Below are 23,174 nucleotides of genomic sequence, written 5' to 3'. Positions count from 1 at the left end.
CTACTCCCCTCGCCCACTTGTGGGAGAGGGGATAAGAGCGCCGCCCCGCGTTCCGGTTACTGCATTTCGATGATCACGTTTTCCTGCCACAGCTGCGGCAGCGCCTTGGCCGTGGTTTCCCAGGCGGCGGCATCTTTGATCGGCTGGACCTTGGCGTACTGCTCGTTGGGCAGCAGCTTGGCCTGCACCTCGGCCGGCAGGGTCAGGTGCTCGGCGCGGATCGGCCGGGCATTGCCCTTGGCCAGGTTGATCTGGCCGGCGTCGCTGAGGATGTACTCGCGCGCCAGCTTGGCCGCGTTGGGGTGCTTGGCGTACTTGTTGATGACGGTGCTGTAGCCGGAGATCACCGAACCATCGGCCGGGATCAGCACCTCGAAGCGGCTCGGGTCGATCTGGTCGCGGTAGGACAGGCCGTTGAAGTCCCACACCACGCCGACTTCCACTTCGCCTTTTTCCAGGGTCTGGATGGTCGGGTTGGACAGCGACAGGCGGCCCTGCTTTGCGATCTCGGCGAAGAAGTCCAGGCCCGGCTGGATGTTCTTCTCGTCGCCGCCGTTGGCGATGGCGGCGGCCAGCACGCCGTTGACCGCCTGGGCGGCGGCGCTGACGTCACCGATGGCGACCTTGTACTTGCCCTGCTTCAGGTCGGCCCAGGACTTGGGCGCTTCCTTGACCAGGTTCTTGTTGACGATGAAGGCGATGGAGCCGGTATAGGCCAGCATCCAGTGGCCGTCCTGGTCCTTGGCCCAGGCCGGGATCTGCTCCCAGGTGCTCGGTTTGTAGGCTTGGGTAACACCCTTCTGCACCGCGATGGGGCCGAAGGCCGCACCGACGTCACCGATATCGGCGGTGGCGTTGTCCTTCTCGGCCTCGAACTTGGCGATCTCCTGGGCCGAGCTCATGTCGGTGTCCATGTGCTTGAGACCGTAGAGCTTGCCCAGGTCGGCCCAGGTGTCTTTCCAGTTGGCCCAGCTGTCGGGCATGCCGACGCTGTTGACTTCGCCCTCGGCGCGGGCGGCTTGTTCCAGTGCTTTCAAGTCCTCGTTGGCCATGGCCTGGTTACCCAGGATGACGGCCGATCCCAGCAGTGAAGCCAGCAGCAGGCGTTTCATGTGGAGCTCCTTGTCAGGTGAAAGGTTGGTCTAGATCAGCAAGACGCAGGCCAAATCTAGAGGCCTTTTGTGACGCTTTTATGGCGAACGCGCGGCGATCTGCGTCCTGAGCGTCGCGCAGGAAAGCGTAGACCATGGCTAAGTGGCTGATTTCTTTTGCATGAATCTATGCGCTATGGCACAAGGCATGCAGCGCGATGGCGGGCTCTGGGGCTGTCATCTATCGGTCATCTAGGCTGCCTAGCATGGCCGTTCAGGCACCGTTGCGGTGTTGGTCTATTCCAGAATGGAGAGTTACATGCGCGAAGAGGCGCCTCGTACCGTCACCGCGATCTGCCGCGCCCTGCAGGAGCAGATCGATCACGGCCTGTTGCCCCAGGGCGGCAAGCTGCCGGCCGAGCGCAAGCTCAGCGAGCTGTTCGAGACCACCCGCATCACCCTGCGCGAGGCGCTCGGGCAACTGGAGTCGGAGGGGTTGATCTACCGCGAGGAGCGCCGCGGCTGGTTCGTCTCGCCGCGCCGGCTGGACTACAACCCGCTGGTGCGCAGCCACTTCCATGCCATGGTCAGCGAGCAGCGGCGAGTGCCCTCCACCGAGCTGATCAGCGCGCGCAGCATGCCGGCGCCGGCGGATATCTGCGAACGCCTGGAGCTGCCGGCACTGTCGGCAGTACTGCAAATAAGGCGGGTGCGGCGCATCGACGGACGCCTGGTGCTGTACGTCGAGCACTACCTCAATCCGGCCTATTTTCCCGGCATCCTCGACAACGACCTGACCGCCTCGCTGACCGAGATGTACGAGCGCCAGTACGACATCCGCTACGGCCGGGTCGCCTTCGACATCCTGCCCACGGCGCTGCCGGCCGAGGCGGCGCTCGGCCTCAAGGCGACAGCGGGCAGCCCGGCGCTGTGCATCACCCGGGTCAACCGCGACCAGCACGGGCGCATCATCGACTGCGACGTGGAGTACTGGCGCCACGATGCGGTGCGGGTGCGTGTGGAAGTGCCGGACTAGGCCGCATCCGCGCGGGCGGAGCCAGGGAACTCCAGCGTCTCGCCATCCTGCGGCACTCGCAGTCGCTCACCCAACCGCAGCAGTGCCGCTTCCGCCTCCAGTTCGGCTCGGGTTACCGGGCAGTGATCCAGCGCCTCCAGGTGGTTGGCGATCACCACGCCACGGCTGAGGCGTAGTGCGCTCAGGATGTCCGCCTGGCCCATGATGATCGGGCCACCGATATCGAACTCGGCGCCACCGGCCGGCAGCACGCTGACCTCGGGTTGCAGTTCCGCCAGGCAGTGGCGGACATCCTCGGTCAGTAGGGTGTCGCCGGCCAGATACAGGCTGGGCTCGCCGGGAATGCGGATGAAGTAACCATGACCGTGGGCCATCAACCGGCCGACGAAACCTTCGCCGTGCAGGCAGGGGATGGCGCGCACGCTGCCGCCGAAGAAGGCGCCGTCCTGATCGCTCGCCAGCTCCCGCACGTTCAGCCGCAGCCGGCGCAGGTAGGCGACGTCTTGCGCCATGCACAATACCGGCGTGCCGCGTTCGCGCAGCCAGCGCACGGCGGCGCGGTCGAGGTGGTCGAAGTGACCCTTCTGACAGTGGGTGATCAGGCAGTGGGTCACCCGCTGCAGATGTTCACCGGCATTTTCCGGCAGCTCGATCAGCGGGTTGCGGCGGCGCGAGCGGGTTATGAGTTTGAGCGACGGCAGTTGGCCGCGTGGGGATAGCATGGGGTCCACCAACAGGTGGATATCGCCGAACTGGACGATGAGGGTGGCGTTGCGCAACTGGGTGATCTTCATGATGGCCTCCGATTCAGGTGTGGCCATTGTGAAAATTTCCCGCTCGGGCGAGCATGGCATGAATTGCCATAAAGCGGACATTTCATGCCAAGTCAGACCATAGGGCTGCTGCTCTACCCCGGCTGCATGCCCGCCGGCCTGTTCGCCTTCGCCGACCTGCTGTCGGCCGCCAATCAGCAGAGCGGAAAGCGCCATTTCGAGCTGCGCTGGATCGGCCAGGATCTGCAGGCGGTCGAATGCGCCCATGGCCTGCGGCTGCAGCCGCAGGCCGCGCTGGCCGAGGCGCGCTGCGACGCCGTGCTGGTTCCGGGGCTATGGGCGGACAACGAGGCGCGGGTGGCGCAGGCGCTGGAGCGTAGCCGCGCGTTGTTGCACGGCTTGTCGCGCCTGAGTCGCAGGACGCGACTGTGGAGCTATTGCACCGGCGTGTGCCTGCTGGCGGCCAGTGGCCGGTTGGATGGCGAGGAGGCCACCGCCACCTGGTGGCTGGCGGACAGCCTGCGGGCGCGCTTCCCCGGGGTCGACTGGCAGTTCCAGCGCACCCAGCTGTTCGGGACGCGAGTCGCTACCGCCTCCGGTGTCAGTGGCTATCTGCCGATCGCCCGGGCGTTGATCGAGGAGCGGCTGGGCGCCGAGGCCTATCGCGAGCTGTCGCGGATGATGGTGCTGCCACGGCCGGAGCCGGCCGCCCCGGTGTTTCGCGCCCTGGATATGACGGAGCAGAGCGACCCATTGCTGCGTCGGTTGCGGCTGCTGGTGGAGCGCCATCCGGCACGTCTGCTGGCGGCCGAACAGCTGGCGCAGGAGTTGGCGCTGAGCGGCCGCACCCTGGCGCGCAAGGTCAAGGCGCTGACCGGTCACGCGCTGGCCGAGCATGTGCGGCTGATCAAACTCAACCAGGCCGGGGAGCGGTTGATCCTGACCTCGGAATCGGTCGCGCTGATCAGCGAGGCGCTGGGTTTCGCCGATGAGTCCAGCTTCCGCCGCACCTTCAAGCGGGTCACCGGCATGACCCCGCTGGCCTACCGGCAGAGTTTCAGGCTCTAGCCCGGAGCGGTTCAGGCCAGCTCGGCGCTGGCGTAGAAGGCGCTGAGCACTTTCACCAGGTGGGCCAGATCCTGGCTGCCGGCCAGCTCGCGGATGGAGTGCATGGCGAAGGTCGGCAGGCCGATGTCCACGGTACGCACGCCCAGCTGGCTGGCGGTGAGCGGGCCGATGGTCGAGCCGCAGCCCATGTCGCTGCGCACCACGAAACTTTGCACCGGCACTTCCTCGGCCAGGCACAGGTGGCGGAAGAAGCCGGCGGTCTCGCTGTTGGTGGCGTAGCGCTGGTTGCTGTTGACCTTGATCACCGGGCCGGCGTTGAGCTTCGGGCCGTGGTTGCCGTCGTGCTTGTCGGCGTAGTTGGGGTGCACGCCGTGGGCGTTGTCGGCCGACACCAGCAGGGATTTCTGGATGGTGCGCACGAAACCGTCGCCCTCCGGCAGCGCGCGGCGCAGCACCTGTTCGAGGAACGGGCCGTCGGCGCCGCAGGCCGAGCAGGAGCCGATCTCCTCGTGGTCGGTGCACACCAGCACGCAGCTCTCGTCGCCCTCGGCGGTGAGCAGCGCCTGCAGGCCGGCATAGCAGGACAGCAGGTTGTCCAGGCGCGCGCCGGCGATGAACTCCTGGTTGAGGCCGATCAGCGCCGCGCCCTGGGTGTCGTAGAAGCTCAGCTCGTAGTCCAGCACCGCGTCGGCGCTGATGCCGTGTTCCTCGGCCAGGCGGGCGGTGAGCAGGGCGCGGAAATCGAGCTTGTCGTCGCCCGAGACCTGCGCCAGGATCGGCGGCAGCTCGGTCTGCGGGTTGATCGCCCAGCCCTGGTTGGCCTCGCGGTTGAGGTGGATGGCCAGGTTGGGGATCACCGCGATGGGTTGCTCGAAGTCGATCAGCAGGCTCTGCACCTTGCCGCCCTCGCGGAAGGTGACGCGCCCGGCCAGCGACAGGTCGCGGTCGAACCAGGGAGCGAGCAGGGCGCCGCCGTAGACCTCCACGCCGAGCTGGAAGAAGTCCTGGCGCTGCAGCTCCGGCTGCGGCTTGACGCGCAGGCAGGGGCTGTCGGTATGCGCGCCGACCAGGCGCAGGCCACCGTCCAGCGCGGGGCGCTTGCCCAGGCGCAGGGCGATGAGCGAGGAGTCGTTGCGGGTCACGTAGTAGCGGCCACCGGGCTCCAGGTGCCAGGGCTCGCGCTCGTCCAGCGGGCGGAAACCGGCGGCCTGCAGGCGCTGGGCCAGGCTGCGGGTGGCGTGGAAGGGGGTGGGCGAGGCCTTGAGGAAATCGATCAGGCCCTGGTTCAACTCTGCGCGCATAACGGACTCCGGACAGCAATGCCCCGAGTTTATCGGATTCGGGCTGGCGGCAGGAGACTCCCTCTCCGAGCGGAGGGCAAGGGCGCGTAGCCCCGATGCAATCCGGGAGGCAGGCAGCAGTGGACCCGGATTGTATCCGGACTACGGCTGGTCGTACGGTTCGAGGGGGATCAGAACGGCGCCGGGCACTCGAAGCGCAGGCGCTGGCCGGTCTGCGGGTGGGTCAGGCTGAGCATGCTGGCGTGCAGGCACAGGCGCTCATGGGCGGCCAGGGCCTCGTCGTGGGCGTACAGGCGGTCGCCGAGCAGTGGGTGGCCGATGGACAGCATGTGCACGCGCAACTGGTGCGAGCGGCCGGTGATGGGGGTCAGCTCCACCCGGCAGTAGTGGCCGCAGCGTTCGATCACGCGCCAGAAGGTCAGGGCGTGCTTGCCCTGCTCATGGTCGACCACGTGGCGCGGCTTGGTCGGTGGGTCGTAGCGCAGCGGCAGCTCGATGCTGCCACTATCGAGCTCGGGCTGGCCCCAGCATAGGGCGGTGTAGGCCTTCTCGGTCTCGCGGTCGTGGAACTGGCGCGACAGCTCGCGGTGGCTGTCGGCATCGCGGGCCAGGACGATGATGCCGCTGGTCTCCCAGTCCAGGCGGTGGACGATGCGCGCCTCGGGGTAACCGTTCTCCTGCAGGCGGGTCACCAGGCAGTCGCGGTTGTCCTCGGCGCGACCGGGCACCGAGAGCAGCAGGGTGGGCTTGTTGATCACCAGCAGGGCGGCGTCCTGGTGGAGGATCTGGATATTCGACAGCGGCATGGGCATTCCACGGCGATAAAAAGAAAACGGCGGCCTCGGCCGCCGTTCCCTCACCCCGACCCTCTCCCGGTGGGAGAGGGTGGATCTCAGCGATCCGGCAGGGTGATGTTGAGTTCCAGAATGGAGCAGCTGCCCTGGTTCTCCAGCGCCACGTGCACCTGATCCTGGTCGATCTTGACGTACTTGCGGATCACCTCGACCAGCTCCTTCTGCAGCGCCGGCAGGTAGTCCGGCTGGCTGCGCTGGCCGCGCTCGTGGGCGACGATGATCGACAGACGCTCTTTCGCGATGGACGCAGGGGTTTCCTTCTTGCGTTCACGAAAGAAGTCGAAAATATTCATTAGCGCGCTCCAAACAGACGTTGCATGAGTCCTTTCTTCTGTACGTCGAGGAAGCGATGGGGCACGTCCTTGCCCAGCAGGCGGTCGACGGCGTCGCTGTAAGCCTGGCCGGCATCGCTCTGGTCGTCGAGGATGACCGGCACGCCCTGGTTGGAGGCCTTGAGCACGGCCTGCGACTCCGGAATCACGCCGAGCAGGTTGATGGCGAGGATCTCCTCGACGTCCTCGACGCCGAGCATCTCGCCCTTGGTCACGCGCTCGGGGTTGTAGCGGGTCAGCAGCAGGCGCTCGCGGATCGGCTCCAGGCCCTGCTCGGCGCGGCGCGACTTGCTGGCCAACAGGCCGAGCATGCGGTCGGAGTCGCGCACCGAGGAGACTTCCGGGTTGGTCACGACGATCGCCTCGTCGGCGAAGTACATGGCCATGTGCGCGCCGGTCTCGATGCCGGCCGGCGAATCGCAGATCACGTATTCGAAGTTCTGCGACAGCTCGTCGATGACCTTGCCCACGCCTTCCTTGGTCAGCGCTTCCTTGTCGCGGGTCTGGCTGGCGGCCAGCACGTAGAGGTTCTCCAGGCGCTTGTCCTTGATCAGGGCCTGGGTCAGGCTCGCTTCGCCGTTGATCACGTTGACGAAGTCGTACACCACGCGGCGCTCGCAGCCCATGATCAGGTCCAGGTTACGCAGGCCCACGTCGAAGTCGACGATGACGGTCTTGTGGCCGCGCAGGGCGAGGCCGGTGCCGATGGCGGCGCTGGTGGTGGTTTTGCCCACGCCGCCCTTGCCGGAAGTGACTACGAGGATCTTGGCCAAGGTGATTCACCCCAAATATATGAAAAATCGGGAAATCCGGCGCCGGTAAACTGGCTTCCGAATGCCCCTTTTGCTCCCTGAAATTGGGCCGCAGTATCCGTTAAAGGCGGGTGATGTTCAACACGTCACCCGACAGGCTGACCTGCACCGACTGGCCCCATAAAGGATCGCGGCGCAACTCTTCGGCGGTCTTGTACTGGCCGGCCACGGAGAGCATCTCGGCGCCCATCTGCTGGCAGAAGATACGCGCCCGGGCGTCGCCCTTGACCCCGGCCAGGGCGCGCCCGCGCAGCGGGCCGTACACATGGATGTTGCCGTCGGCGAGCAGTTCCGCGCCGGCGCTGACCGGCGCCAGCACCACCAGGTCGCCGCCCTGGGCGTAGATCTGCTGGCCGCCGCGCACCGGGCTGGTGATGATCCTGGTCGGCCTGTACTGCGGCTCGGCCGGTTTCTCTTCCTTCTTGCGCGCCTCCACCGGCTCGACCAGCTTCTCCCGCGCGCCGGAGGGCGGCAGCACCGGGATGTCGTGCGCTTCGGCGGCGGCGATGTCGTCCTCGCGCACGGCGCGGATGGCCAGGGTGCGCAGGCCGTGGGCGCGGCAGACTTCCATCAGCCTGCTCAGGTCGAGCTCGCCTTCGCCGTCCGGCAGCTTGTCCAGGGCCAGCACCAGGGGGATGTTCTGGAAGAAGTTGGGGGCCTGGGCGACCTTCTCGGCCAGTTGCCGGTCCAGGCGCTCCAGGTCGTTGTGCGCCAGCTCCAGCACGGTGATGGCGAGCATGCTGCCCTTGAGCTGGAACACGGGGTCTTGGTCGAGGAGGTCGGCTTGGCTCATGGTCTGCCCACTGCATTGAATGGGCACGACTTATAACGAGAAGGCCGCAGCGCCGCAAGCCGAGCGGACTTCTGTAAAATGCCCGGCTTTCTCGCCGCCCGGAAACATTCATGGACCGCCCGCAATTTCGCGCCTCTTTCCTTCACCCGCGTTTCTGGCCGCTGTGGCTGGGCCTGGGGCTGCTGTGGCTGGTGGTGCAGCTGCCGTACCGCGCACTGCTGGTGCTGGGGCGGGCGCTGGGCGCCTTGATGTACCGGGCGGCCCGCTCGCGGCGGGCCATTGCCAGGCGCAATCTGGAACTGTGCTTCCCTCATTTGAGCGCAGGTGAACGCGAACGCCTGCTGAAGGAGAACTTCGCCTCCACCGGCATCGCCTTCTTCGAGATGGCCATGAGCTGGTGGTGGCCGCGGGCGCGCCTGGCCAGGCTGGCGCATGTCGAGGGCCTGGAGCACCTGCGCCAGGTGCAGGCCGAAGGGCAGGGGGCGATCCTCATGGCCCTGCACTTCACCACCCTGGAGATCGGCGCGGCGCTGCTCGGCCAGGTGCAGACCATCGACGGCATGTACCGCGAGCACAAGAATCCGCTGTTCGACTTCATCCAGCGCCGCGGCCGCGAGCGGCACAACCGGGACGCCAGCGCCATCGAGCGCGAGGACATCCGCGCCATGCTCAAGGTGCTGCGCGCCGGCCGCGCCATCTGGTACGCGCCGGACCAGGACTACGGCCCCAAGCAGAGCCTCTTCGTGCCGCTGTTCGGCATCAGCGCCGCTACCGTCACCGCCACCAGCAAGTTCGCCCGCCTGGGCAAGGCCCGCGTGGTGCCCTTCACCCAGGAGCGCCTGGCCGACGGTAGCGGCTATCGCCTGGTGATCCACCCGCCGCTGGAAGACTTCCCCGGCGCCAGCGAGGAGGCCGACTGCCTGCGCATCAACCAATGGATCGAGCAGGCGGTGAGCCAGCACCCCGAGCAGTACCTGTGGGCGCACCGGCGCTTCAAGACCCGCCCCGAGGGCGAGCCCAGGTTGTACCGCAAGTAGCCCGCCTATACTCGAACAAAGCGCCGCGGAAGCCGCCCCCATGAGCGATGCAGTAGAAGCCAGCAGGCCTACCACCGGGCTGATCCTCTCCGGCGGCGGGGCGCGGGCGGCCTATCAGGTGGGCGTGCTGGCGGCCATCGCCGATCTGCTCGGCGGCGATTCGCGCAATCCCTTTCCGGTCATAGTCGGCACCTCGGCCGGTGCCATCAACGCCGTCGGCCTGGCCTGCGGCGCCCTGCATTTCACTCGCGCGGTGCAGCGTCTGACCCAGGTGTGGCAGGGCTTCCACTGCCAGGACGTGTTCCGCAGCGACTGGCCCGGCGTGCTGCGCCAGGCCAGTCGCTTCCTCGGCCACAGCCTGCTCGGGCTCGGCAAGGACCTGCCGGTGGCGCTGCTCGACAGCTCGCCGCTGAGCGATCTGCTGGCGCGCGAGCTGGACTTCTCCGGCATCGCCGCTGCGGTGCGCGCGCGCCAGCTGCGCGCGGTGGCGGTGACCGCCTTCGGTTACGAGAGCGGCCAGGCGGTGACTTTCTACCAGGGCCGCGCCACCATCGACCCCTGGTTCCGCCATCGCCGGGTCGGCGTGCCGACCCGCCTGGGCCTGGAACACCTGCTGGCCAGTGCGGCCATTCCACTGATCTTCCCGCCGGTCAAGGTCAATCGCGAATACTTCGGCGACGGCGCCGTGCGCCAGCCGGCGCCGATCAGCCCGGCCCTGCACCTGGGCGCCAGTCGTGTGCTGGTGGTGGGGGTCAGCGGCAACCCGCTGGGCAAACAGGCCAACGAGCGGGTGGTGCGCCCGCGCAGCGGCCTGCCGCCGACCCTGGCGCAGATCGGTGGGCACATGCTCAACAGCACCTTCATCGACAGCCTGGAGAGCGATATCGAACTGCTCGAGCGGCTCAACCATATGAGCAGTCTCGTACCCTCGGGGCTGCATCCGCGCGGCCTCGGCCTGAAGCCGGTGGACGTACTGGTGATCGCCCCCAGCCAGCCGCTGGAACAGATCGCCGCTCGCCATCGCCACGAACTGCCCAAGGCCATGCGCTTCTTCCTGCGCGGCCCGGGGGCCACCCGCGCCAGCGGCGCCGGGGTGCTCAGCTACCTGCTGTTCGAACCGGGTTACTGCAACGAGCTGATCGAGCTGGGCTACCAGGACGCCATGGCGCAGAAGGGCGCCCTCTGCCGCTTCCTCGGCCATGCCGCAGGCGCGGTCGAGGAAAGACCGGTGCTGTCGACGCGCTGAGGCTCAGGCGGTCAGGCGATCGTCGCGCAGATCGCGCAGGGCCTGCTCGATCTCCTCGCGGCTGTTCATCACGAAGGGGCCGTGCTGCACGATCGGCTCGCGCAGTGGCGTGCCGGCGATCAGCAGCACGCGCGCGCCGGCGGCGCTACCCAGTTCGATGGCGCCGGCCTCCGACAGGCGCGCCAGGCGGCCCTTGCCGATGCTGTGGCCGTTGACCGTCAGCTCGCCCTCGTAGACATACAGCAGCACCCGCAGGCCATCGGCCAGGCGCGGGGCGATATGGCCGCCGGCCGGCAACTGCAGGTCGAACAGCTGTGGCGCGGTGTGCGGGCGCTGCACGGCGCCGTCCTGCTGATGCTTGCCGTCGTCGAAGCGCCCGGCGATCACCGCCACCGAAACGCCGCCGGTGCTGGTCAGGCGCGGAATCTCCCCAGCGTCGTAGTCGCGGTAGCCGGCCTCGCCCAGCTTGTCCTTGGCCGGCAGGTTGAGCCACAGCTGGAAGCCGCGCATCACGCCTTGTTCCTGCTCCGGCATCTCGCTGTGGATGATGCCGCGCGCGGCGGTCATCCACTGCACGCCGCCGCTCTGCAGCAGGCCGACGTTGCCCAGATGGTCCTCATGGCGCATGCGCCCTTCGAGCATGTAGGTGATGGTCTCGAAGCCGCGGTGCGGGTGCGGCGGGAAGCCGGCGATGTAGTCGTCCGGGTCGTCCGAGCCGAACTCGTCGAGCATCAGGAAGGGATCGAAGCGCTCGAGGCCGGCGCCGCCGAACACCCGGGTCAGGCGTACGCCGGCGCCGTCCGAGGCACGCTGGCCGATATGCTGGTCGATCACTTGGCGGAACTGGGTCATGGGGCACCTCCGTAGTGGGAATGTGTCCATGTTATTCCTGTAAATTTAATCGATGGTCGCAACATTTATGTGTAATCGATCGACTTTATCGATTATTCGGCGATCTGCAGCTTGCGCGCCTCGCGGTACAGGTAGCGTACCTTCTCGTACTCGAAGGGGCTGTTGGTCTGGCCGTAGCGCAGCGGAGTGCTGTGGCGCAGGTCCACCAGGCGCAGGGCGGTGATTTCCGGATGTTCGCTGCTGGTCTCGGCGACATTCAGGTAGTTGATCTGGCTCTCGGCGGCGAAATCGAACACCTTGCCGCCGGTGTCGCGCAGATTGGAGGGGCCGAGCAGCGGCAGCACCACATAGGGGCCGTCCGGCACGCCGTAGAAGCCCAGGGTCTGGCCGAAGTCCTCGCCCTGCTTGGGCAGGCCCATGCGGCTGGCCGGGTCCCACAGGCCGGCGATGCCGATGGTGGTGTTGAGCAGCAGGCGGCCGGTGGTCTGCAGCGAGCGCTTGCCCTTGAACTGCAGCAGGCTGTTGAGCAGGTTGGGCACGTCGCCCAGGTTGCCGAAGAAGTTGCTCACGCCGCTGCGTACCAGGCTCGGGGTGACGTAGCGGTAGCCGCGCACCACCGGCAGGAATACCCACTCGTCGAAGCGGTAGTTGAAGTGGTAGACGCGGCGGTTCCACGACTCCCAGGGGTCGTAGACCTGCAGGGCACTGAGGGTCGAGCGCTCGAACTCGCGCTGATCCAGGTGCGGGTTGAACTGCAGCCGTTCCAGCGGTCGGGTGAAGCCGTCGTCTTCCGCGGCGGTATCGGCCTGGGCCAGGCCGGCGGCGAGCGACAGGGCGAGCGAGAGCGTCCATTTTCTAACCACGGAAGAACTCCAGCATGGCGTCGCTGTTGACGCGGTAGTTGAGGTTGCCGCAGTGCCCGCCGCGCGGGTACAGGGTCAGGCGTTCGCCGAAGGTGCGGCGCAGGAAGCCGATGTCGCCGGGGCCGAGGATCAGGTCGTCGGCGTTGTGCATCACCGCCACCTTGCTGCTGCCCTTCAGATAATCCGCCAGGGCATAGAGGCTGACCTGGTCGATCAGTTGCGGCAGGCTGCCGCCGTCGTGCTTGCCGCGCCAGTAGGGCACCAGTTGCTCGACTATGTAGCAGTCGAAGTCGCACTGCAGGGCGCGCTTGAAGAAGGGCGTGAGGCTGGTGCCCTCGCCGATCGGATAGCTGGGCGGGGTGATCAGGCCGCGGCGGTTGATCAGGTCGGCGGTGAAGGCCATGTCCGCCACGGAGAAGCGGAACGAGCTGCCGATCAGCATGGCCAGCTGTTCGTCGCTGAGTTTCTGCTCGGAGCGCTGAAAGTCGTAGAGCATCGCCTCGTTCATGTCGATGCGGCCCTGCTCCTCGAAGTAGCGGGTCAGCTTGGCCAGCACCAGCTCGAAGTAGGTGGTGTGGTCGTCGATGCCCGCGACCCGGGTCTGCACCAGGCGGTCCAGGTTGCTCACCGAGGTGTACAGGTTGACCGGCGGGTTGAGCAGCAGTACGCGCTTGAAGTTGAAGCTGCGCAGGCGCTCGTCCAGCTCGCTGACGAAGGCGGCGTGCAGCCCGCCCAGGCTGTAGCCGGTGAGGTGATAGTCGCTGACCTCGAGCCCGGGATGCTGGGCGCGCACGGCCATCATCACCCGGTACAAGTCCTCGGCGTCGTCCCTGGACACGCCCGGCGTGGCGGTGCGCGAGGCGGCGCTCATGAAGTCGTAGCTGGTTGGCGAGGACAGCTGCACCACGTGGTAGCCGGCGCCGTAGAACAGGCGCTTGAGCTCCTCGGTCTTGCCGCTGGAGTAGTGAGCGCCGGTGCCGGCGATGATGAAGATCAGCGGCGCCCGGCCGTCCTGGCGGGCCAGGCGATAGCGCAGCTTGGTGACCGGCCAGAAGTTCGCCGGCAGCTCGAACTCGCGCTCCGGGCGCAGCTTGAGCTCGTAGTCGGCCTGGTCGATATCCTCGTCGGCGGGCAACTGCGGACGCAGTTCCGGTGGCGTGCCGGCGATGGTCGCCTCGAAGGGGTTGGCCAGCGGGAAACCGTAGCTGGCGGCATCGATGTCGGCGGCGCCGGCCTGGGTGGCGAGCAGCAGGCCGGCGAACAGGCTGGCGATAGGGCGGGAGCGGGGCATGGACGGATCCCTATGACGGACTGCGGGGAGTAAATAGCGACGCTCTGACAAGCGCAAGCGCGCCGCAGTTCGCAGGCGCGGTTCGGCGGAGTCGCCGGCCGCCGCACGGGCACGCAAAAAATCCGCTGCCGCGCTCTTGTGCTCGGGCGCGCGCCAATTAAGCTGGGCGCCTTTTCGATCCGCGGAGCCCGAGAATGCCCCAGCGAACCTCCCTATTGCTGCTGTTGCTGCTTCTGCCGCTGTGGCTGGCGGCCTGCTACGGCCTGCGTTTCGCCCTGATGGAGGATGGCCAGTGGGTGGGCCTGTGCGCCGAGCAGGCGGCACGCTGGGAATGCCAGGCGCGCGCCGGCCTGGGCTATCTGATCCACTTGCGAGTGCTCGCCTGGGGCGCGCTGGCCCTGGCCGTGGCCGGCTTCCTGCTGCCCGCCAGGTCCGGTCGCGTGCTGGCCGGCCTGGGGCTGCTGCTGGGCATTGCGGCGCTGGTGCTGTACGGCGCCAGCCTGGCGGTATTCGCCCTGGTGCTGGCCGGGCTGCGCCTGGTGCGTGCGCCGCGCCCGGCCTGAGCGTTAGCGCTATCGCTTGAATCTGCGTGCGATCAGGTGATCCAGCGACACCGCACCGGGGCCCTTCGCCAGCAGCAGTAGGAGCACCGTGGCCCAGACGCCGTGGGTCGGGTAGGCATCCGGATAGACCAGCAGCTGGATGGTCAGCGTCATGACCAGCAGCGCCAGGGCGGACAGGCGCGTGGCCAGGCCGAGCAGAATCAGCGCCGGGAACAGGTGCTCGGCGATGGCCGCCAGCAGGGCTGCGGGCTCCGGCGCGATCAGCGGTAAGCGGTACTCCTCCTGAAACAGGAACACCGCCGAGTTGGACAGCTGCGGCAGACCGAACTGAAACTCCCCGGAGACGATGTCCAGGGCGAAGCCCTGCACCTTGGTCTGGCCCGACTTCCAGAAGATCGCCGCAATGGAGAAGCGTCCGAGCAAGGCGATCAACCCGTAGGGCACTTGCTCGAAAAGAGCGATGAGTCCATTGAACAGCTGTATCGGGCGGGCGGCAGGCATCGTGGATTACTCCTGGGTAGTGAAGCGGATAATGGCGCCGCAGCGCAGCAGCAGTTCCAAGGCGGCGCTCAGGTCGAAAGGCTCGGCCGTGTCGGCGGCGCTGGCGAAAGTTGCTCTGCGGCGCAGGTTGTCGATGAATTCGGCCGCCCCGCGTTCGATCGGCATGATCTCTACTGCCAGCTCCCGGCGCATCAGCAAGGCCGCCTCGCCGCGGGTAAGGTCGATCGAACTCAGCCTTTCGGTCACATCCGGGCCCTGGTGGGCGCTCCACAGCGAGACCACCGCATGGGGCGAGCGCAGCAGCTGCAGGGCCGGGTGCAGCTCGAAGCGCACCTGTGCCAGGGCCTCGCTGTCACCGAGCAAGGCCGCCAGTTCGTCCAGCGCCAGCGCAGTCGCGTCGGCCGCGTGGTAGGACTCCAGGTACAGCATTTCCAGGCGCGCGAGGTCGGCCAGATAGGGCAGGCGGGCGGCCGGTGCGAAGCCTTCGATGAAGTCCGCAAAGCCGTCGCCATACAGCGCGAGCACCGGAGAGCGGGGCGGTTGCGCGCGCACGAACAGGCGGGCCATGGCGCGGAAGAAGGCTTCGCCGACCATGGCCTGGGTCACCGGATAGGTGTCGGCCAGGGCGTCGATCAGCGAGGAAACGACGTTGTTGCGGTAGATGGCGAAGCGCTGAGCGGGGTCGGAGCCGTTCCAGCTGCGCAGGCCCGATGGACAGGTAGGTGAGTCCTGCAACAGGCATTGGGCGAACTGCTCATGGGCGGTCATACGAGTTCTCTGCGCCGCGCGGGCATGGCCGCAGCGGTGCGCTCCAGCATGGTTTGGGCCTGGCTGGCCTCGGCCAGGAGAACCGTGAGTGCGGGGATGTCGTTGTCGCGCTCGATCAGGGTTGGCCTGGGGCCCGTCAGGCCCAGCGCGAATTCATAAAGCGCCCACACATCCGGCGCCACCGGGGCACCATGACTATCGATCAGCAAGGGTGCGCCTCGGCTGTCCAGCTCTTCGGCGAAGCCCGCCAAGTGGATTTCGCCGACCGCCTGCAGGGGCAGCCCCGCCAGGTATTCATGGGCGTTGATGCCGTGGTTGACGCAAGTCACGTGCACATTGTTGACGTCCAGCAGCAAGCCGCAGCCGGTGCGGCGTACGACTTCGTGGATAAATTCGTTCTCGGCCATGCTCGACGCCGCGAACTCGACATAGGTGGCCGGGTTCTCCAGCAGCATGCGCCGGCCCAGACGCTCCTGCACATGGTCGATATGTGCACAGACATGCCCCAGGCTCAGTGCGTTGTAGGGCAGCGGTAACAGATCGTTGAGGAAGTTGCCGCCATGGCTGGACCAGGCCAGGTGCTCGGAGAAGGACTGCGGCTGGTAGCGCTCCAGCACCCGTGCGAGCCTGTCCAGATGCGCCTCGTCCAGTGGCTCCCGGCCGCCGATCGACAGGCCGACGCCATGCACGGAGAGCGGGTAGCGCTCGCGGACTCTCTCCAGGTAGTGGTGGGCCGGACCACCGGCGACCATGTAGTTCTCGGCGTGGACTTCGAAGAAGCCCAGCGCCGGTGGTTGCGCGAGGATTTCGCGGAGGTGCTCGGGCTTCAAACCGATACCGGCGCGGTTGGGCAGCGCGGCAGGCGCCCCGCTCGAGGCGCCTGCCCTGCACGCGGTATTGCCAGGAGGTTGAAGCATGAGATCGCTCCGCGAAGGTTCACTGGCTAGTCAGGCGCCTTTCTCCTCGAACTCCTGGGGTTGGCCAAAGCCGGTCGGCGAGGTCGGCGACGGAGTCTTCTCGCAGGTGCCATTGGGTACCAGGGTCCAGGCATCGCCTTGGTAGTCGGTCTTCGAAGTGCCTGCGCACGAGGTGCCGGGGCCGGCCTTGCAGTCGTTCTTGCCTTTGAGGGCGACGCCGAAGCATTTCTCCTGATCGGCTGCCTGTACGGTTGTCGGCGCAGCGGCGATGGTCAGTGCGGTGCTCAGCGCCAGGGCCAGCGATGCAGCGGTTGTTGTGCTTTTCATGGGTCGAATCCTTGCAGCGTTGCATGAGGGTTGGGTTAGGGCGAGGTGCTGGTTATCAGCCCTACACCACATAGAGAAAGCAGACGGCGACTTGTTACAGCCGCACTGCAAAAAAGCGCGGCTCGAACGACTTCAGGTTAGGTCAGAAAGCCGCACGCCGAGGCGGCGAGCGCCAGCGGCCGAGCGCAGCGCAGGGGCTCGGCGCGATGGACCGCCCTTGTTGGCAAGAAGGGGACAAGCCCAGGCGAGCACTCGGGAGCGCCGCCCGGGGCGTGGGCGAATAGCGTCGGCTGCGTTACGCAAGCGCTGCCCGGCAGGCCGTCAGCAGCCTGCTGCGCACCCTTCGATATCAGGCCGATTGAGGCGCCGGGGGCGTGCGCAGGCTGCGCCACAGGGCGGCGACCAGCAGGGTGCAGGTCAGCGCCCAGCCGATGGCCTGCAGGTTGTGCGGGCCTTCCTGGTATAGCTGCGGGGCGATGCCGGCGCCGATGAGGGCGGCGAGCAGGGCGATCTCGCGGCGTGGGCCGCACACCGGGCGGCACAGGTAGACCAGCGCCGGCAGCAGCAGAGCCAGACTGGGGAAGCTGCGGTAGCGGGCGTCGAACACCAGCGCCAGCATCAGCACCGCAGCGGCGAAGCCGGCCGCCGCCAGCCACCAGCCGCCACGCCTGTCCAGCCAGGCGAAGGCGCGCCCGCGCCAGCCCGGGCGGGCGCCCAGGGCCAGAACGGCGTGGGCCAGCACCAGCAGGTTGAGGCCGAGCAGGGCGGTGGCCCACAGCCATTCGCCCCAGCCGCGGCTGGTGATCAGCGCCAGCTCGCTCCAGCCGAGGATGCAGGCGGCGCCCAGGGCGGCGCTCGGTGGCAGCAGCAGGGCAGCGCGGGTCGAGGCCGGGCGCCCGGCGAGAACCAGGGCGGCGAGCAGCAGCAGGCCGCTGGCGCCCAGCCACAGCGGCCAGTGCGGCAGATTGGACACCGGCCCGGCGAGTATCCCCTTGTCCTGACGCGCTGCATCGAACAGGCCCCAGTAGCCACCCACCGCGCCCTCGCTGTCGCGCTTCCAGGGTTGGTCGAAGGCCTCGATCAGGTTGTAGCGCCAGCCATTGTCCTCGGCCAGCCTGACGAAGCCGCGGATGAACAGCGCCTGGTTGACCCGGCTCGGCAGCGCCGTCTCGCGCTGGCGGCCTTCGCTGGGCCAGCCGGTCTCGCCGATCAGGATGTCCTTGGGCGCGTAGGCGCTGGCGAAGGCGCGGCGCACGTTGGCCACCTGGGCCAGCGCGGCGTCGATGCCGCTCGGCTCGTCTTCCCAGTAGGGCAGCAGGTGGAGGGTGAGGAAATCCACCGCCGGGGCCATTTCCGGGTGCTTGATCCAGAACTCCCAGACATCGGCATAGGTCACCGGCTGCTCAATCTCGGCCTTGACCCGCTCGATCAGCGCCACCAGCTGCGCCGCGGTGGCCTCCTTGCGCAGCAGCACCTCGTTGCCGACTATCGCGGCCTCGATCACGTCCGGATAGGCCTTGGCCGCGGCGATCAGCGCGGCCACTTCCCGTTCGTTGTTCGCCGTATCGGCGCCGATCCAGGCGCCGGCCAACATCTTCAGACCATGCTTGCGCGCCAGTTCGGGCAGGGCCTCCAGGCCGCTCTGCGAATAGGTGCGGATGCAGCGGAAGCGCTGGGCGAGCAGCGCCAGGTCGGCCTCGACCCGCTCCGGGCGCAGCACGAAGGGTTGCTGGAAGGGCGACTGATCCTTGGCGAACGGCGTGTAGGAGGCGCACTGCAGCTTGTGCGTAGGGGTGGCGGCATCGGCCAGGGGCAGCGGCCGACCGACCCAGTACCAGGCGGCCGCCAGCGCCGCGAGGGCGGCGAGCAGGGCGAGGCAGTAAGCGGCGAGAGAGGCTCTGGGGCTGTGGGTCATGGCGGCGGCGACTGGCTGGCGGCAAAGCGGCGCATCTTAGCCGAGCCCCGCGGCGGCGCCCAGCTCAGGCGTGCTGGTGCAGCCAGGCGTGCCTGGGGATGGCGGCGCGTTTCGCCTCGCCGTCCTCGATTCGGCTCCACAGCCTCTCGTGAAAGTAGAAGCCGACCGAGTTGCACAGCGGCTTCACCGCCGCCACCAGGCCGCCCACCGTGACGCTGCCGGTCAGGGCGTAGGCCACGGAGAAGGCAATGCAGAAGTGCATAAGGGTGAAGGTCACTGTCTTGAGCACGCTGCACCTCGTTAATGAGAGCCGTTCTTTATTGAGGTGCAGGTTAGTCGGCCGTTCTGCCGCGGTGAAATCGTCTATGGATATGCCTTGGATAGTTATGCCTAATCGATATTCAAATTCTCATAGTCTTGACCTGCGTTTTCCGCTGCGCAGGCCCTAATACTTTGGTCGAGAAGCCCGCCCGGTTACGACTAAGGTCGTCTGTCTCGCGGCCTGGCGCGCCCTACAGTGGCCTCACCGGCGATGCTCGCCGAGGGAGGACAACAATGAACGACAACGTCTACAAGCGGATCGAACAGAGCCCGCGCTTCAAGGAGCTGGTCGCCAAGCGCGATCGCTTCGCCTGGATACTCTCCGCCATCATGCTCGGCCTCTACGTGGCCTTCATCCTGCTGATCGCCTTCGAGCCGCAGGTACTCGGCACCCGCATCAGCGACGACTCGCCGATGACCCTGGGCATTCCGCTGGGCGTCGGCCTGATCCTCTCCGCCTTCGTGCTGACCGGCATCTACGTCAAGCGCGCCAACGGCGAGTTCGACCGCATGAACCAGGAGATCCTGGCCGAGGTGCAGCAATGATCGCCCGCATTCTCACCGCCGTCGCTCTGCTGGCCGCCGCGCCGGCCCTGTGGGCCGCCGGCGCCATAGAGGGCGAGGTGCAGCGCCAGCCGCTGAATCTCGCGGCCATCCTGATGTTCGTCGCCTTCGTCGGCGCCACCCTGGGCATCACCTACTGGGCCTCCAAGCGCAGCAAGTCGGCGGCCGACTTCTACACCGCCGGCGGCGGTATCACCGGCTTCCAGAACGGCCTGGCGATCGCCGGCGACTACATGTCGGCGGCCTCCTTCCTGGGCATCTCCGCCTTGGTGTTCGCCTCCGGCTACGACGGCCTGATCTACTCCATCGGTTTCCTGGTCGGCTGGCCGGTGATCCTGTTCCTGATCGCCGAGCGCCTGCGCAACCTCGGCAAGTACACCTTCGCCGACGTCGCCTCGTTCCGCCTCGGGCAGAAGGAAATCCGCAGCCTGTCCGCCTGCGGCTCGCTGGTGGTGGTGGCCTTCTACCTGATCGCGCAGATGGTCGGCGCCGGCAAGCTGATCGAGCTGCTGTTCGGCCTGGACTACCACGTCGCGGTGGTGCTGGTCGGCATCCTGATGGTCTGCTACGTGCTGTTCGGCGGCATGCTGGCCACCACCTGGGTGCAGATCATCAAGGCCGTGCTGCTGCTGTCCGGCGCCAGCTTCATGGCGCTGATGGTGATGAAGCACGTCGGTTTCGACTTCGGCACCCTGTTCAGCGAGGCGGTCAAGGCGCACCCGAAAGGCGAGGCGATCATGAGCCCCGGCGGCCTGGTCAAGGACCCGATCTCGGCCATCTCCCTGGGCCTGGCGCTGATGTTCGGCACCGCCGGCCTGCCGCATATCCTGATGCGCTTCTTCACCGTCTCCGATGCCAAGGAAGCACGCAAATCGGTGTTCTATGCCACCGGCTTCATCGGCTACTTCTACATCCTGACCTTCATCATCGGCTTCGGCGCCATCCTGCTGGTCGGCACCAATCCGCAGTTCAAGGACGCCGCCGGCGCCCTGATCGGCGGCAACAATATGGCGGCCGTGCACCTGGCCGATGCCGTGGGCGGCAGCCTGTTCCTCGGCTTCATCTCGGCCGTGGCCTTCGCCACCATCCTCGCGGTGGTCGCCGGCCTGACCCTGTCCGGCGCCTCGGCGGTGTCGCACGACCTGTACGCCAGCGTGATCAAGAAGGGCAAGGCCAACGAGAAGGATGAGCTGCGCGTGTCGAAGATCACCACCCTGGTGCTAGGCGTGCTGGCCATCGGCCTCGGCATCCTGTTCGAGAAGCAGAACATCGCCTTCATGGTCGGCCTGGCCTTCTCCATCGCCGCCAGCTGCAACTTCCCGGTGCTGATCCTCTCCATGTACTGGAAGCGCCTGACCACTCGCGGCGCCATGATCGGCGGCTGGCTGGGCCTGACCACCGCCGTGGTGCTGATGGTGCTCGGCCCGACCATCTGGGTGCAGATCCTCGGCAACGCCGCGCCGATCTATCCCTACGAGTACCCGGCGCTGTTCTCCATCCTGGTCGCCTTCGTCGGCATCTGGTTCTTCTCCATCACCGACAAGTCGGCCATGGCCGCAGACGAGCGCGCGCGCTTCTACCCGCAGTTCGTGCGTTCGCAGACCGGCCTGGGCGCCAGCGGCGCCGCCGCTCACTGACCGATTGCTCCGTGTGCACTGGGCAGCCTGCGGGCTGCCCTTTTTTCTGCGCGACTGTATGATCGCCGGCCATCCGCATGGACGAACGAGGACTCGCAAGGATGAACAGCCATTTTTCCGGCTGGGGCGCCATTGCCCTGGCACTGTGCCTGAGCCTGCTGCTGGGCTGCTCCTCCAAGGGCGGCGAGCATGCGGGCGAGGCAGCCGAACCGGTGAGCGCCGGCTATTCGCCCAGCCAGGGCAAGAGCAACGGTCGTCTGCTGGTGTGGAGCGCCGACTTCTCCGTGGAGGTGGTCGAACTCGACAAGGCCGCCGAGCGACTCACCGCGCGCATGCTCGCCCTCGGCGGCTACGTGGAGGAGAAGAGCGATTACGGCAGGCAGAGCCAGAGCTTCGTCTACCGCGTGCCCAAGGACGCCTTCGCCGACGCCCTCGGCGATATCGAGCGCAGCGGCAGCGTGCTGTCGCGCCACGTCAAGGGTGAGGACGTCACCGAGCAGTACGTCGACATCGAGACCCGGCTGAAGAACAACCTGGCCCTGCGCGACCGCTTCCGCGAACTGCTGGCCAAGGCCAGGGACGTCAAGGACATCCTGGCGATCGAGAGCGAGCTCAACCGCGTCCAGTCGGAGATCGACTCGATGGAGGCGCGCATGCGTGTGCTCAAGGACCAGGTCCAGATGGCCACCCTCCGCGTCTCGCTGCGCCAGCAGGAACCGCCCAAGCCGGCGACCATCTATGGGCCGCTGGGCTACCTGTACAAGGGCGCGGAGTGGTTGGTGGTCAAGCTGTTCGTCATTCGCGAGTGAGGTGAGCATGGAACCGCTGCGCATCCTGCTGGCGGTGCTGGCCTTTTTGGCCGGTGTCGCCGCCCTGGTCCACGGTATTGCCGTCGGGCCGCTATGGGCAGGTCTGCTTGGCATGGCCCTGTGTTTTCTCCTGGCCTACTGGCTGTGGCCGCGGCGTCGCAAGCTGGATTACGGCTGGCTCGATGTGCTGGAAGTGCTGGTGGAGCTGCCGGTGAATGTCGCGCTCTGGCTGCTGCGCCTGCTGGGGCGATTGTTCCGCGATATCGACGGCCCCGATCTGTGAAACGCCTGGTCGTCGTGCTGATTGTCCTGCTGGCTGCCGGGGCGGGCGGCTATGCCTGGCTCAAGGCGCCCTATGCCAACGCCGTGGCGAGTGGTGTGGCCCGTGAGTTTCTCGCCCTGCTGCAGGATGGGCGGTTGGAGCAGGCCTACGCGCTGACGCTCAAGGGCAATGGCCTGGTCGGGCGCGATCTGGCCGAGTTCCGCAGGGTCGCCGGGCGTCAGCTGTGCACGCGGGAGGCGTTGTCCCTGCTCCGGTTGCATCCGCCGCAGTCCAATGGCAATCGCCTGCGTCGCTGGTTGTCAGGGCGTGAGGTGGAGATGCCCAGCATCACCGCTCGTTTCGAGGGCGCCTGCCTGATCAGCATCGAGCTGCGCCGCGATGAGGTGGGGCGCTGGCGCGTGTTCAACTTCCAGTCCACGGCAGGTTGAGCCCCATGCTTGAGCTGGTGCGGTGCTTGCGGCATGGTGGGCGCAGGTTTTCGACAAGGTAGTCAACGCTATGGATACGACCTTTCTGATCATCCCCGGCTACGGCGACTCCGGTCCCGAGCACTGGCAGAGCCACTGGCAGCACCAGGACCCGCGCTTTCGCCGGGTCGAACAGCGCGACTGGTGGAGCCCGCTGTGCGCGGAGTGGGTCGAGACGCTGGAGCGGGCGGTGGCGGCCTGCGGCCCGCAGACCGTGCTGGTCGCCCATAGCCTGGGCTGCGGGCTGGTGGCGCACTGGGCGGCGCAGACCCGCCAGCGCATCCGCGCCGCCATGCTGGTGGCGCCGCCCGACCCCGAGGGGCCGGCGGCGGAGCTGAACATCCGCGGCTTCGTGCCGGTGCCCGATCTGCCGCTGGCCTTCCCCAGCCTGGTGGTGGCCAGCAGCGACGATCCCTACTCCAGCCTGGAACATGCCCATGCCGCCGCCCTGCGCTGGGGCAGCCGCTGGCACAATCTCGGCCCCTGCGGCCACATCAACGGCGACAGCGGTCTCGGCGACTGGCCGCAGGGCCGCGCACTGCTGGAGTCGCTGCTGTCCTGCTCGGCCTGAGGCGGGTAGTCGGCGGGTGGCAGAAACGAAGAGCCCCGCGTTGGCGTAATACTGTTCACTTAGGGAAATTCTGAAGAAGACTTCCCGAATCTGGTGAAATACGCCGATCCCGTTGCCCGAGTTTCCCGATGAAGCAGATGACCTTCGCCGATGCCGAGTACGCCGGCAAGCGCAAGCAGACC

Annotated in this window: 27 protein-coding genes; 11 read left to right on the top strand and 16 right to left on the bottom strand. The window is 67.2% G+C overall.

The window, feature by feature from the left end; translation table 11 throughout:
• Nucleotides 1-56 precede the first annotated feature (56 nt).
• Nucleotides 57-1,112: an ABC transporter substrate-binding protein gene (locus AAFN46_RS11605; RefSeq protein WP_347808848.1), complete on the bottom strand. Its 1,056-nt coding sequence runs from the start codon at nucleotides 1,110-1,112 to the stop codon at nucleotides 57-59.
• Between the two features lie 298 nt (nucleotides 1,113-1,410).
• Between AAFN46_RS11605 and AAFN46_RS11600 the strand changes: the two genes are divergently transcribed.
• Nucleotides 1,411-2,127, top strand: a complete 717-nt coding sequence (locus AAFN46_RS11600; RefSeq protein ID WP_347808847.1) for a UTRA domain-containing protein — start codon at nucleotides 1,411-1,413, stop codon at nucleotides 2,125-2,127.
• Here the strand turns inward: AAFN46_RS11600 and AAFN46_RS11595 are convergent.
• On the bottom strand, nucleotides 2,124-2,921 hold the full coding sequence (locus AAFN46_RS11595; RefSeq protein WP_347808846.1) for an MBL fold metallo-hydrolase: 798 nt from the start codon (nucleotides 2,919-2,921) through the stop codon (nucleotides 2,124-2,126). The two genes, AAFN46_RS11600 and AAFN46_RS11595, sit on opposite strands and share 4 nt — an antisense overlap.
• 84 nt (nucleotides 2,922-3,005) lie before the next feature.
• Here AAFN46_RS11595 and AAFN46_RS11590 point away from each other — a divergent pair, with 84 nt between their 5' ends.
• Complete coding sequence (locus tag AAFN46_RS11590; protein WP_347808845.1) at nucleotides 3,006-3,968, top strand: helix-turn-helix domain-containing protein; 963 nt, start codon at nucleotides 3,006-3,008, stop codon at nucleotides 3,966-3,968.
• 11 nt (nucleotides 3,969-3,979) lie between these two features.
• Here the strand turns inward: AAFN46_RS11590 and AAFN46_RS11585 are convergent, their stop codons facing one another.
• From AAFN46_RS11585 to minC, 5 genes are all read right to left on the bottom strand, one after another.
• A complete protein-coding gene (locus AAFN46_RS11585; RefSeq protein ID WP_347808844.1) occupies nucleotides 3,980-5,269 on the bottom strand; it encodes a M18 family aminopeptidase in 1,290 nt (429 codons plus the stop codon).
• A gap of 170 nt (nucleotides 5,270-5,439) precedes the next feature.
• Complete coding sequence (locus tag AAFN46_RS11580; protein ID WP_347808843.1) at nucleotides 5,440-6,075, bottom strand: RluA family pseudouridine synthase; 636 nt, start codon at nucleotides 6,073-6,075, stop codon at nucleotides 5,440-5,442.
• Between the two features lie 86 nt (nucleotides 6,076-6,161).
• Nucleotides 6,162-6,416 (bottom strand): cell division topological specificity factor MinE, encoded by a 255-nt coding sequence (gene minE / locus AAFN46_RS11575; protein ID WP_110682317.1) that lies wholly within the window; start codon nucleotides 6,414-6,416, stop codon nucleotides 6,162-6,164.
• Nucleotides 6,416-7,228, bottom strand: a complete 813-nt coding sequence (gene minD / locus AAFN46_RS11570) for a septum site-determining protein MinD (RefSeq protein WP_347808842.1) — start codon at nucleotides 7,226-7,228, stop codon at nucleotides 6,416-6,418. Before minD ends, minE begins: the two co-directional genes overlap by 1 nt.
• Before the next feature lie 100 nt (nucleotides 7,229-7,328).
• Nucleotides 7,329-8,060: a septum site-determining protein MinC gene (minC, locus tag AAFN46_RS11565; RefSeq protein WP_347808841.1), complete on the bottom strand. Its 732-nt coding sequence runs from the start codon at nucleotides 8,058-8,060 to the stop codon at nucleotides 7,329-7,331.
• Between the two features lie 110 nt (nucleotides 8,061-8,170).
• On the opposite strand from minC, the gene AAFN46_RS11560 reads away from it, so the two are divergent.
• Nucleotides 8,171-9,097 (top strand): lipid A biosynthesis lauroyl acyltransferase, encoded by a 927-nt coding sequence (locus AAFN46_RS11560; protein WP_347808840.1) that lies wholly within the window; start codon nucleotides 8,171-8,173, stop codon nucleotides 9,095-9,097.
• 40 nt (nucleotides 9,098-9,137) lie between these two features.
• Nucleotides 9,138-10,343, top strand: a complete 1,206-nt coding sequence (locus tag AAFN46_RS11555; RefSeq protein WP_347808839.1) for a patatin-like phospholipase family protein — start codon at nucleotides 9,138-9,140, stop codon at nucleotides 10,341-10,343.
• Nucleotides 10,344-10,346: 3 nt separating this feature from the next.
• Here the strand turns inward: AAFN46_RS11555 and AAFN46_RS11550 are convergent, their stop codons facing one another.
• The 3 genes from AAFN46_RS11550 to AAFN46_RS11540 form a co-directional block, all read right to left on the bottom strand.
• Nucleotides 10,347-11,195, bottom strand: a complete 849-nt coding sequence (locus AAFN46_RS11550) for a pirin family protein (RefSeq protein ID WP_347808838.1) — start codon at nucleotides 11,193-11,195, stop codon at nucleotides 10,347-10,349.
• A 92-nt stretch (nucleotides 11,196-11,287) separates the two neighbouring features.
• The gene (locus AAFN46_RS11545; protein ID WP_347809020.1) at nucleotides 11,288-12,028 is read right to left on the bottom strand and encodes a VacJ family lipoprotein; all 741 of its coding nucleotides are present in this window, start codon (nucleotides 12,026-12,028) and stop codon (nucleotides 11,288-11,290) included.
• 22 nt (nucleotides 12,029-12,050) lie between these two features.
• Nucleotides 12,051-13,349, bottom strand: coding sequence for a serine/threonine protein kinase (locus AAFN46_RS11540; RefSeq protein ID WP_347808837.1), 1,299 nt, complete (start codon nucleotides 13,347-13,349; stop codon nucleotides 12,051-12,053).
• A gap of 194 nt (nucleotides 13,350-13,543) precedes the next feature.
• On the opposite strand from AAFN46_RS11540, the gene AAFN46_RS11535 reads away from it, so the two are divergent.
• Nucleotides 13,544-13,912, top strand: a complete 369-nt coding sequence (locus AAFN46_RS11535; RefSeq protein WP_347808836.1) for a hypothetical protein — start codon at nucleotides 13,544-13,546, stop codon at nucleotides 13,910-13,912.
• 9 nt (nucleotides 13,913-13,921) lie between these two features.
• Here the strand turns inward: AAFN46_RS11535 and AAFN46_RS11530 are convergent, their stop codons facing one another.
• From AAFN46_RS11530 to AAFN46_RS11505, 6 genes are all read right to left on the bottom strand, one after another.
• The gene (locus AAFN46_RS11530; protein WP_347808835.1) at nucleotides 13,922-14,413 is read right to left on the bottom strand and encodes a DoxX family protein; all 492 of its coding nucleotides are present in this window, start codon (nucleotides 14,411-14,413) and stop codon (nucleotides 13,922-13,924) included.
• Between the two features lie 6 nt (nucleotides 14,414-14,419).
• A complete protein-coding gene (locus tag AAFN46_RS11525) occupies nucleotides 14,420-15,181 on the bottom strand; it encodes a DNA-binding domain-containing protein (RefSeq protein WP_347808834.1) in 762 nt (253 codons plus the stop codon).
• Nucleotides 15,178-16,098, bottom strand: a complete 921-nt coding sequence (locus AAFN46_RS11520) for a DUF692 domain-containing protein (protein ID WP_347808833.1) — start codon at nucleotides 16,096-16,098, stop codon at nucleotides 15,178-15,180. Before AAFN46_RS11520 ends, AAFN46_RS11525 begins: the two co-directional genes overlap by 4 nt.
• A gap of 30 nt (nucleotides 16,099-16,128) precedes the next feature.
• Nucleotides 16,129-16,425: a DUF2282 domain-containing protein gene (locus tag AAFN46_RS11515; protein ID WP_347808832.1), complete on the bottom strand. Its 297-nt coding sequence runs from the start codon at nucleotides 16,423-16,425 to the stop codon at nucleotides 16,129-16,131.
• A gap of 349 nt (nucleotides 16,426-16,774) precedes the next feature.
• Nucleotides 16,775-18,340: a beta (1-6) glucans synthase gene (locus AAFN46_RS11510; RefSeq protein WP_347808831.1), complete on the bottom strand. Its 1,566-nt coding sequence runs from the start codon at nucleotides 18,338-18,340 to the stop codon at nucleotides 16,775-16,777.
• 64 nt (nucleotides 18,341-18,404) lie between these two features.
• A complete protein-coding gene (locus AAFN46_RS11505) occupies nucleotides 18,405-18,629 on the bottom strand; it encodes a DUF2061 domain-containing protein (protein WP_347808830.1) in 225 nt (74 codons plus the stop codon).
• 266 nt (nucleotides 18,630-18,895) lie between these two features.
• Between AAFN46_RS11505 and AAFN46_RS11500 the strand changes: the two genes are divergently transcribed.
• The 6 genes from AAFN46_RS11500 to AAFN46_RS11475 all read left to right on the top strand — a co-directional run bounded on the left by AAFN46_RS11500 (nucleotide 18,896) and on the right by AAFN46_RS11475 (nucleotide 22,992).
• Nucleotides 18,896-19,207: a DUF485 domain-containing protein gene (locus AAFN46_RS11500; RefSeq protein WP_347808829.1), complete on the top strand. Its 312-nt coding sequence runs from the start codon at nucleotides 18,896-18,898 to the stop codon at nucleotides 19,205-19,207.
• The gene (locus AAFN46_RS11495; protein ID WP_347808828.1) at nucleotides 19,204-20,862 is read left to right on the top strand and encodes a cation acetate symporter; all 1,659 of its coding nucleotides are present in this window, start codon (nucleotides 19,204-19,206) and stop codon (nucleotides 20,860-20,862) included. Before AAFN46_RS11500 ends, AAFN46_RS11495 begins: the two co-directional genes overlap by 4 nt.
• Nucleotides 20,863-20,963: 101 nt before the next feature.
• A complete protein-coding gene (locus AAFN46_RS11490; RefSeq protein ID WP_347808827.1) occupies nucleotides 20,964-21,671 on the top strand; it encodes a DUF4349 domain-containing protein in 708 nt (235 codons plus the stop codon).
• 7 nt (nucleotides 21,672-21,678) lie between these two features.
• Nucleotides 21,679-21,954, top strand: a complete 276-nt coding sequence (locus AAFN46_RS11485) for a hypothetical protein (RefSeq protein WP_347808826.1) — start codon at nucleotides 21,679-21,681, stop codon at nucleotides 21,952-21,954.
• Nucleotides 21,951-22,382, top strand: a complete 432-nt coding sequence (locus AAFN46_RS11480) for a hypothetical protein (RefSeq protein ID WP_347808825.1) — start codon at nucleotides 21,951-21,953, stop codon at nucleotides 22,380-22,382. The genes AAFN46_RS11485 and AAFN46_RS11480 overlap by 4 nt, the downstream gene beginning before the upstream one ends.
• Before the next feature lie 70 nt (nucleotides 22,383-22,452).
• Entirely contained in the window at nucleotides 22,453-22,992 is a 540-nt protein-coding gene (locus tag AAFN46_RS11475; RefSeq protein WP_347808824.1) for an alpha/beta fold hydrolase, read from the top strand.
• Nucleotides 22,993-23,174 lie beyond the last annotated feature (182 nt).

Origin of the sequence: Pseudomonas sp. CAU 1711, from assembly GCF_039888625.1 — a bacterium.
Classification (GTDB): domain Bacteria; phylum Pseudomonadota; class Gammaproteobacteria; order Pseudomonadales; family Pseudomonadaceae; genus Aquipseudomonas.
This window is presented reverse-complemented; position numbering and strand designations above follow the sequence as displayed.

Excerpts from the sequence above, each read along its gene's own strand:
- AAFN46_RS11500 (WP_347808829.1), top strand. The coding sequence starts at position 18,896 with ATGAACGACAACGTCTACAAGCGGATCGAACAGAGCCCGCGCTTCAAG.
- AAFN46_RS11580 (WP_347808843.1), bottom strand. The coding sequence starts at position 6,075 with ATGCCGCTGTCGAATATCCAGATCCTCCACCAGGACGCCGCCCTGCTG.
- minE (WP_110682317.1), bottom strand. The coding sequence starts at position 6,416 with ATGAATATTTTCGACTTCTTTCGTGAACGCAAGAAGGAAACCCCTGCG.
- AAFN46_RS11550 (WP_347808838.1), bottom strand. The coding sequence starts at position 11,195 with ATGACCCAGTTCCGCCAAGTGATCGACCAGCATATCGGCCAGCGTGCC.
- AAFN46_RS11540 (WP_347808837.1), bottom strand. The coding sequence starts at position 13,349 with ATGCCCCGCTCCCGCCCTATCGCCAGCCTGTTCGCCGGCCTGCTGCTC.
- AAFN46_RS11485 (WP_347808826.1), top strand. The coding sequence starts at position 21,679 with ATGGAACCGCTGCGCATCCTGCTGGCGGTGCTGGCCTTTTTGGCCGGT.
- AAFN46_RS11600 (WP_347808847.1), top strand. The coding sequence starts at position 1,411 with ATGCGCGAAGAGGCGCCTCGTACCGTCACCGCGATCTGCCGCGCCCTG.
- minC (WP_347808841.1), bottom strand. The coding sequence starts at position 8,060 with ATGAGCCAAGCCGACCTCCTCGACCAAGACCCCGTGTTCCAGCTCAAG.
- AAFN46_RS11595 (WP_347808846.1), bottom strand. The coding sequence starts at position 2,921 with ATGAAGATCACCCAGTTGCGCAACGCCACCCTCATCGTCCAGTTCGGC.
- AAFN46_RS11490 (WP_347808827.1), top strand. The coding sequence starts at position 20,964 with ATGAACAGCCATTTTTCCGGCTGGGGCGCCATTGCCCTGGCACTGTGC.
- AAFN46_RS11605 (WP_347808848.1), bottom strand. The coding sequence starts at position 1,112 with ATGAAACGCCTGCTGCTGGCTTCACTGCTGGGATCGGCCGTCATCCTG.
- AAFN46_RS11495 (WP_347808828.1), top strand. The coding sequence starts at position 19,204 with ATGATCGCCCGCATTCTCACCGCCGTCGCTCTGCTGGCCGCCGCGCCG.
- AAFN46_RS11510 (WP_347808831.1), bottom strand. The coding sequence starts at position 18,340 with ATGACCCACAGCCCCAGAGCCTCTCTCGCCGCTTACTGCCTCGCCCTG.
- AAFN46_RS11560 (WP_347808840.1), top strand. The coding sequence starts at position 8,171 with ATGGACCGCCCGCAATTTCGCGCCTCTTTCCTTCACCCGCGTTTCTGG.
- AAFN46_RS11555 (WP_347808839.1), top strand. The coding sequence starts at position 9,138 with ATGAGCGATGCAGTAGAAGCCAGCAGGCCTACCACCGGGCTGATCCTC.
- AAFN46_RS11515 (WP_347808832.1), bottom strand. The coding sequence starts at position 16,425 with ATGAAAAGCACAACAACCGCTGCATCGCTGGCCCTGGCGCTGAGCACC.
- AAFN46_RS11520 (WP_347808833.1), bottom strand. The coding sequence starts at position 16,098 with ATGCTTCAACCTCCTGGCAATACCGCGTGCAGGGCAGGCGCCTCGAGC.
- AAFN46_RS11590 (WP_347808845.1), top strand. The coding sequence starts at position 3,006 with ATGCCAAGTCAGACCATAGGGCTGCTGCTCTACCCCGGCTGCATGCCC.
- AAFN46_RS11535 (WP_347808836.1), top strand. The coding sequence starts at position 13,544 with ATGCCCCAGCGAACCTCCCTATTGCTGCTGTTGCTGCTTCTGCCGCTG.
- AAFN46_RS11475 (WP_347808824.1), top strand. The coding sequence starts at position 22,453 with ATGGATACGACCTTTCTGATCATCCCCGGCTACGGCGACTCCGGTCCC.
- AAFN46_RS11585 (WP_347808844.1), bottom strand. The coding sequence starts at position 5,269 with ATGCGCGCAGAGTTGAACCAGGGCCTGATCGATTTCCTCAAGGCCTCG.
- AAFN46_RS11530 (WP_347808835.1), bottom strand. The coding sequence starts at position 14,413 with ATGCCTGCCGCCCGCCCGATACAGCTGTTCAATGGACTCATCGCTCTT.
- AAFN46_RS11525 (WP_347808834.1), bottom strand. The coding sequence starts at position 15,181 with ATGACCGCCCATGAGCAGTTCGCCCAATGCCTGTTGCAGGACTCACCT.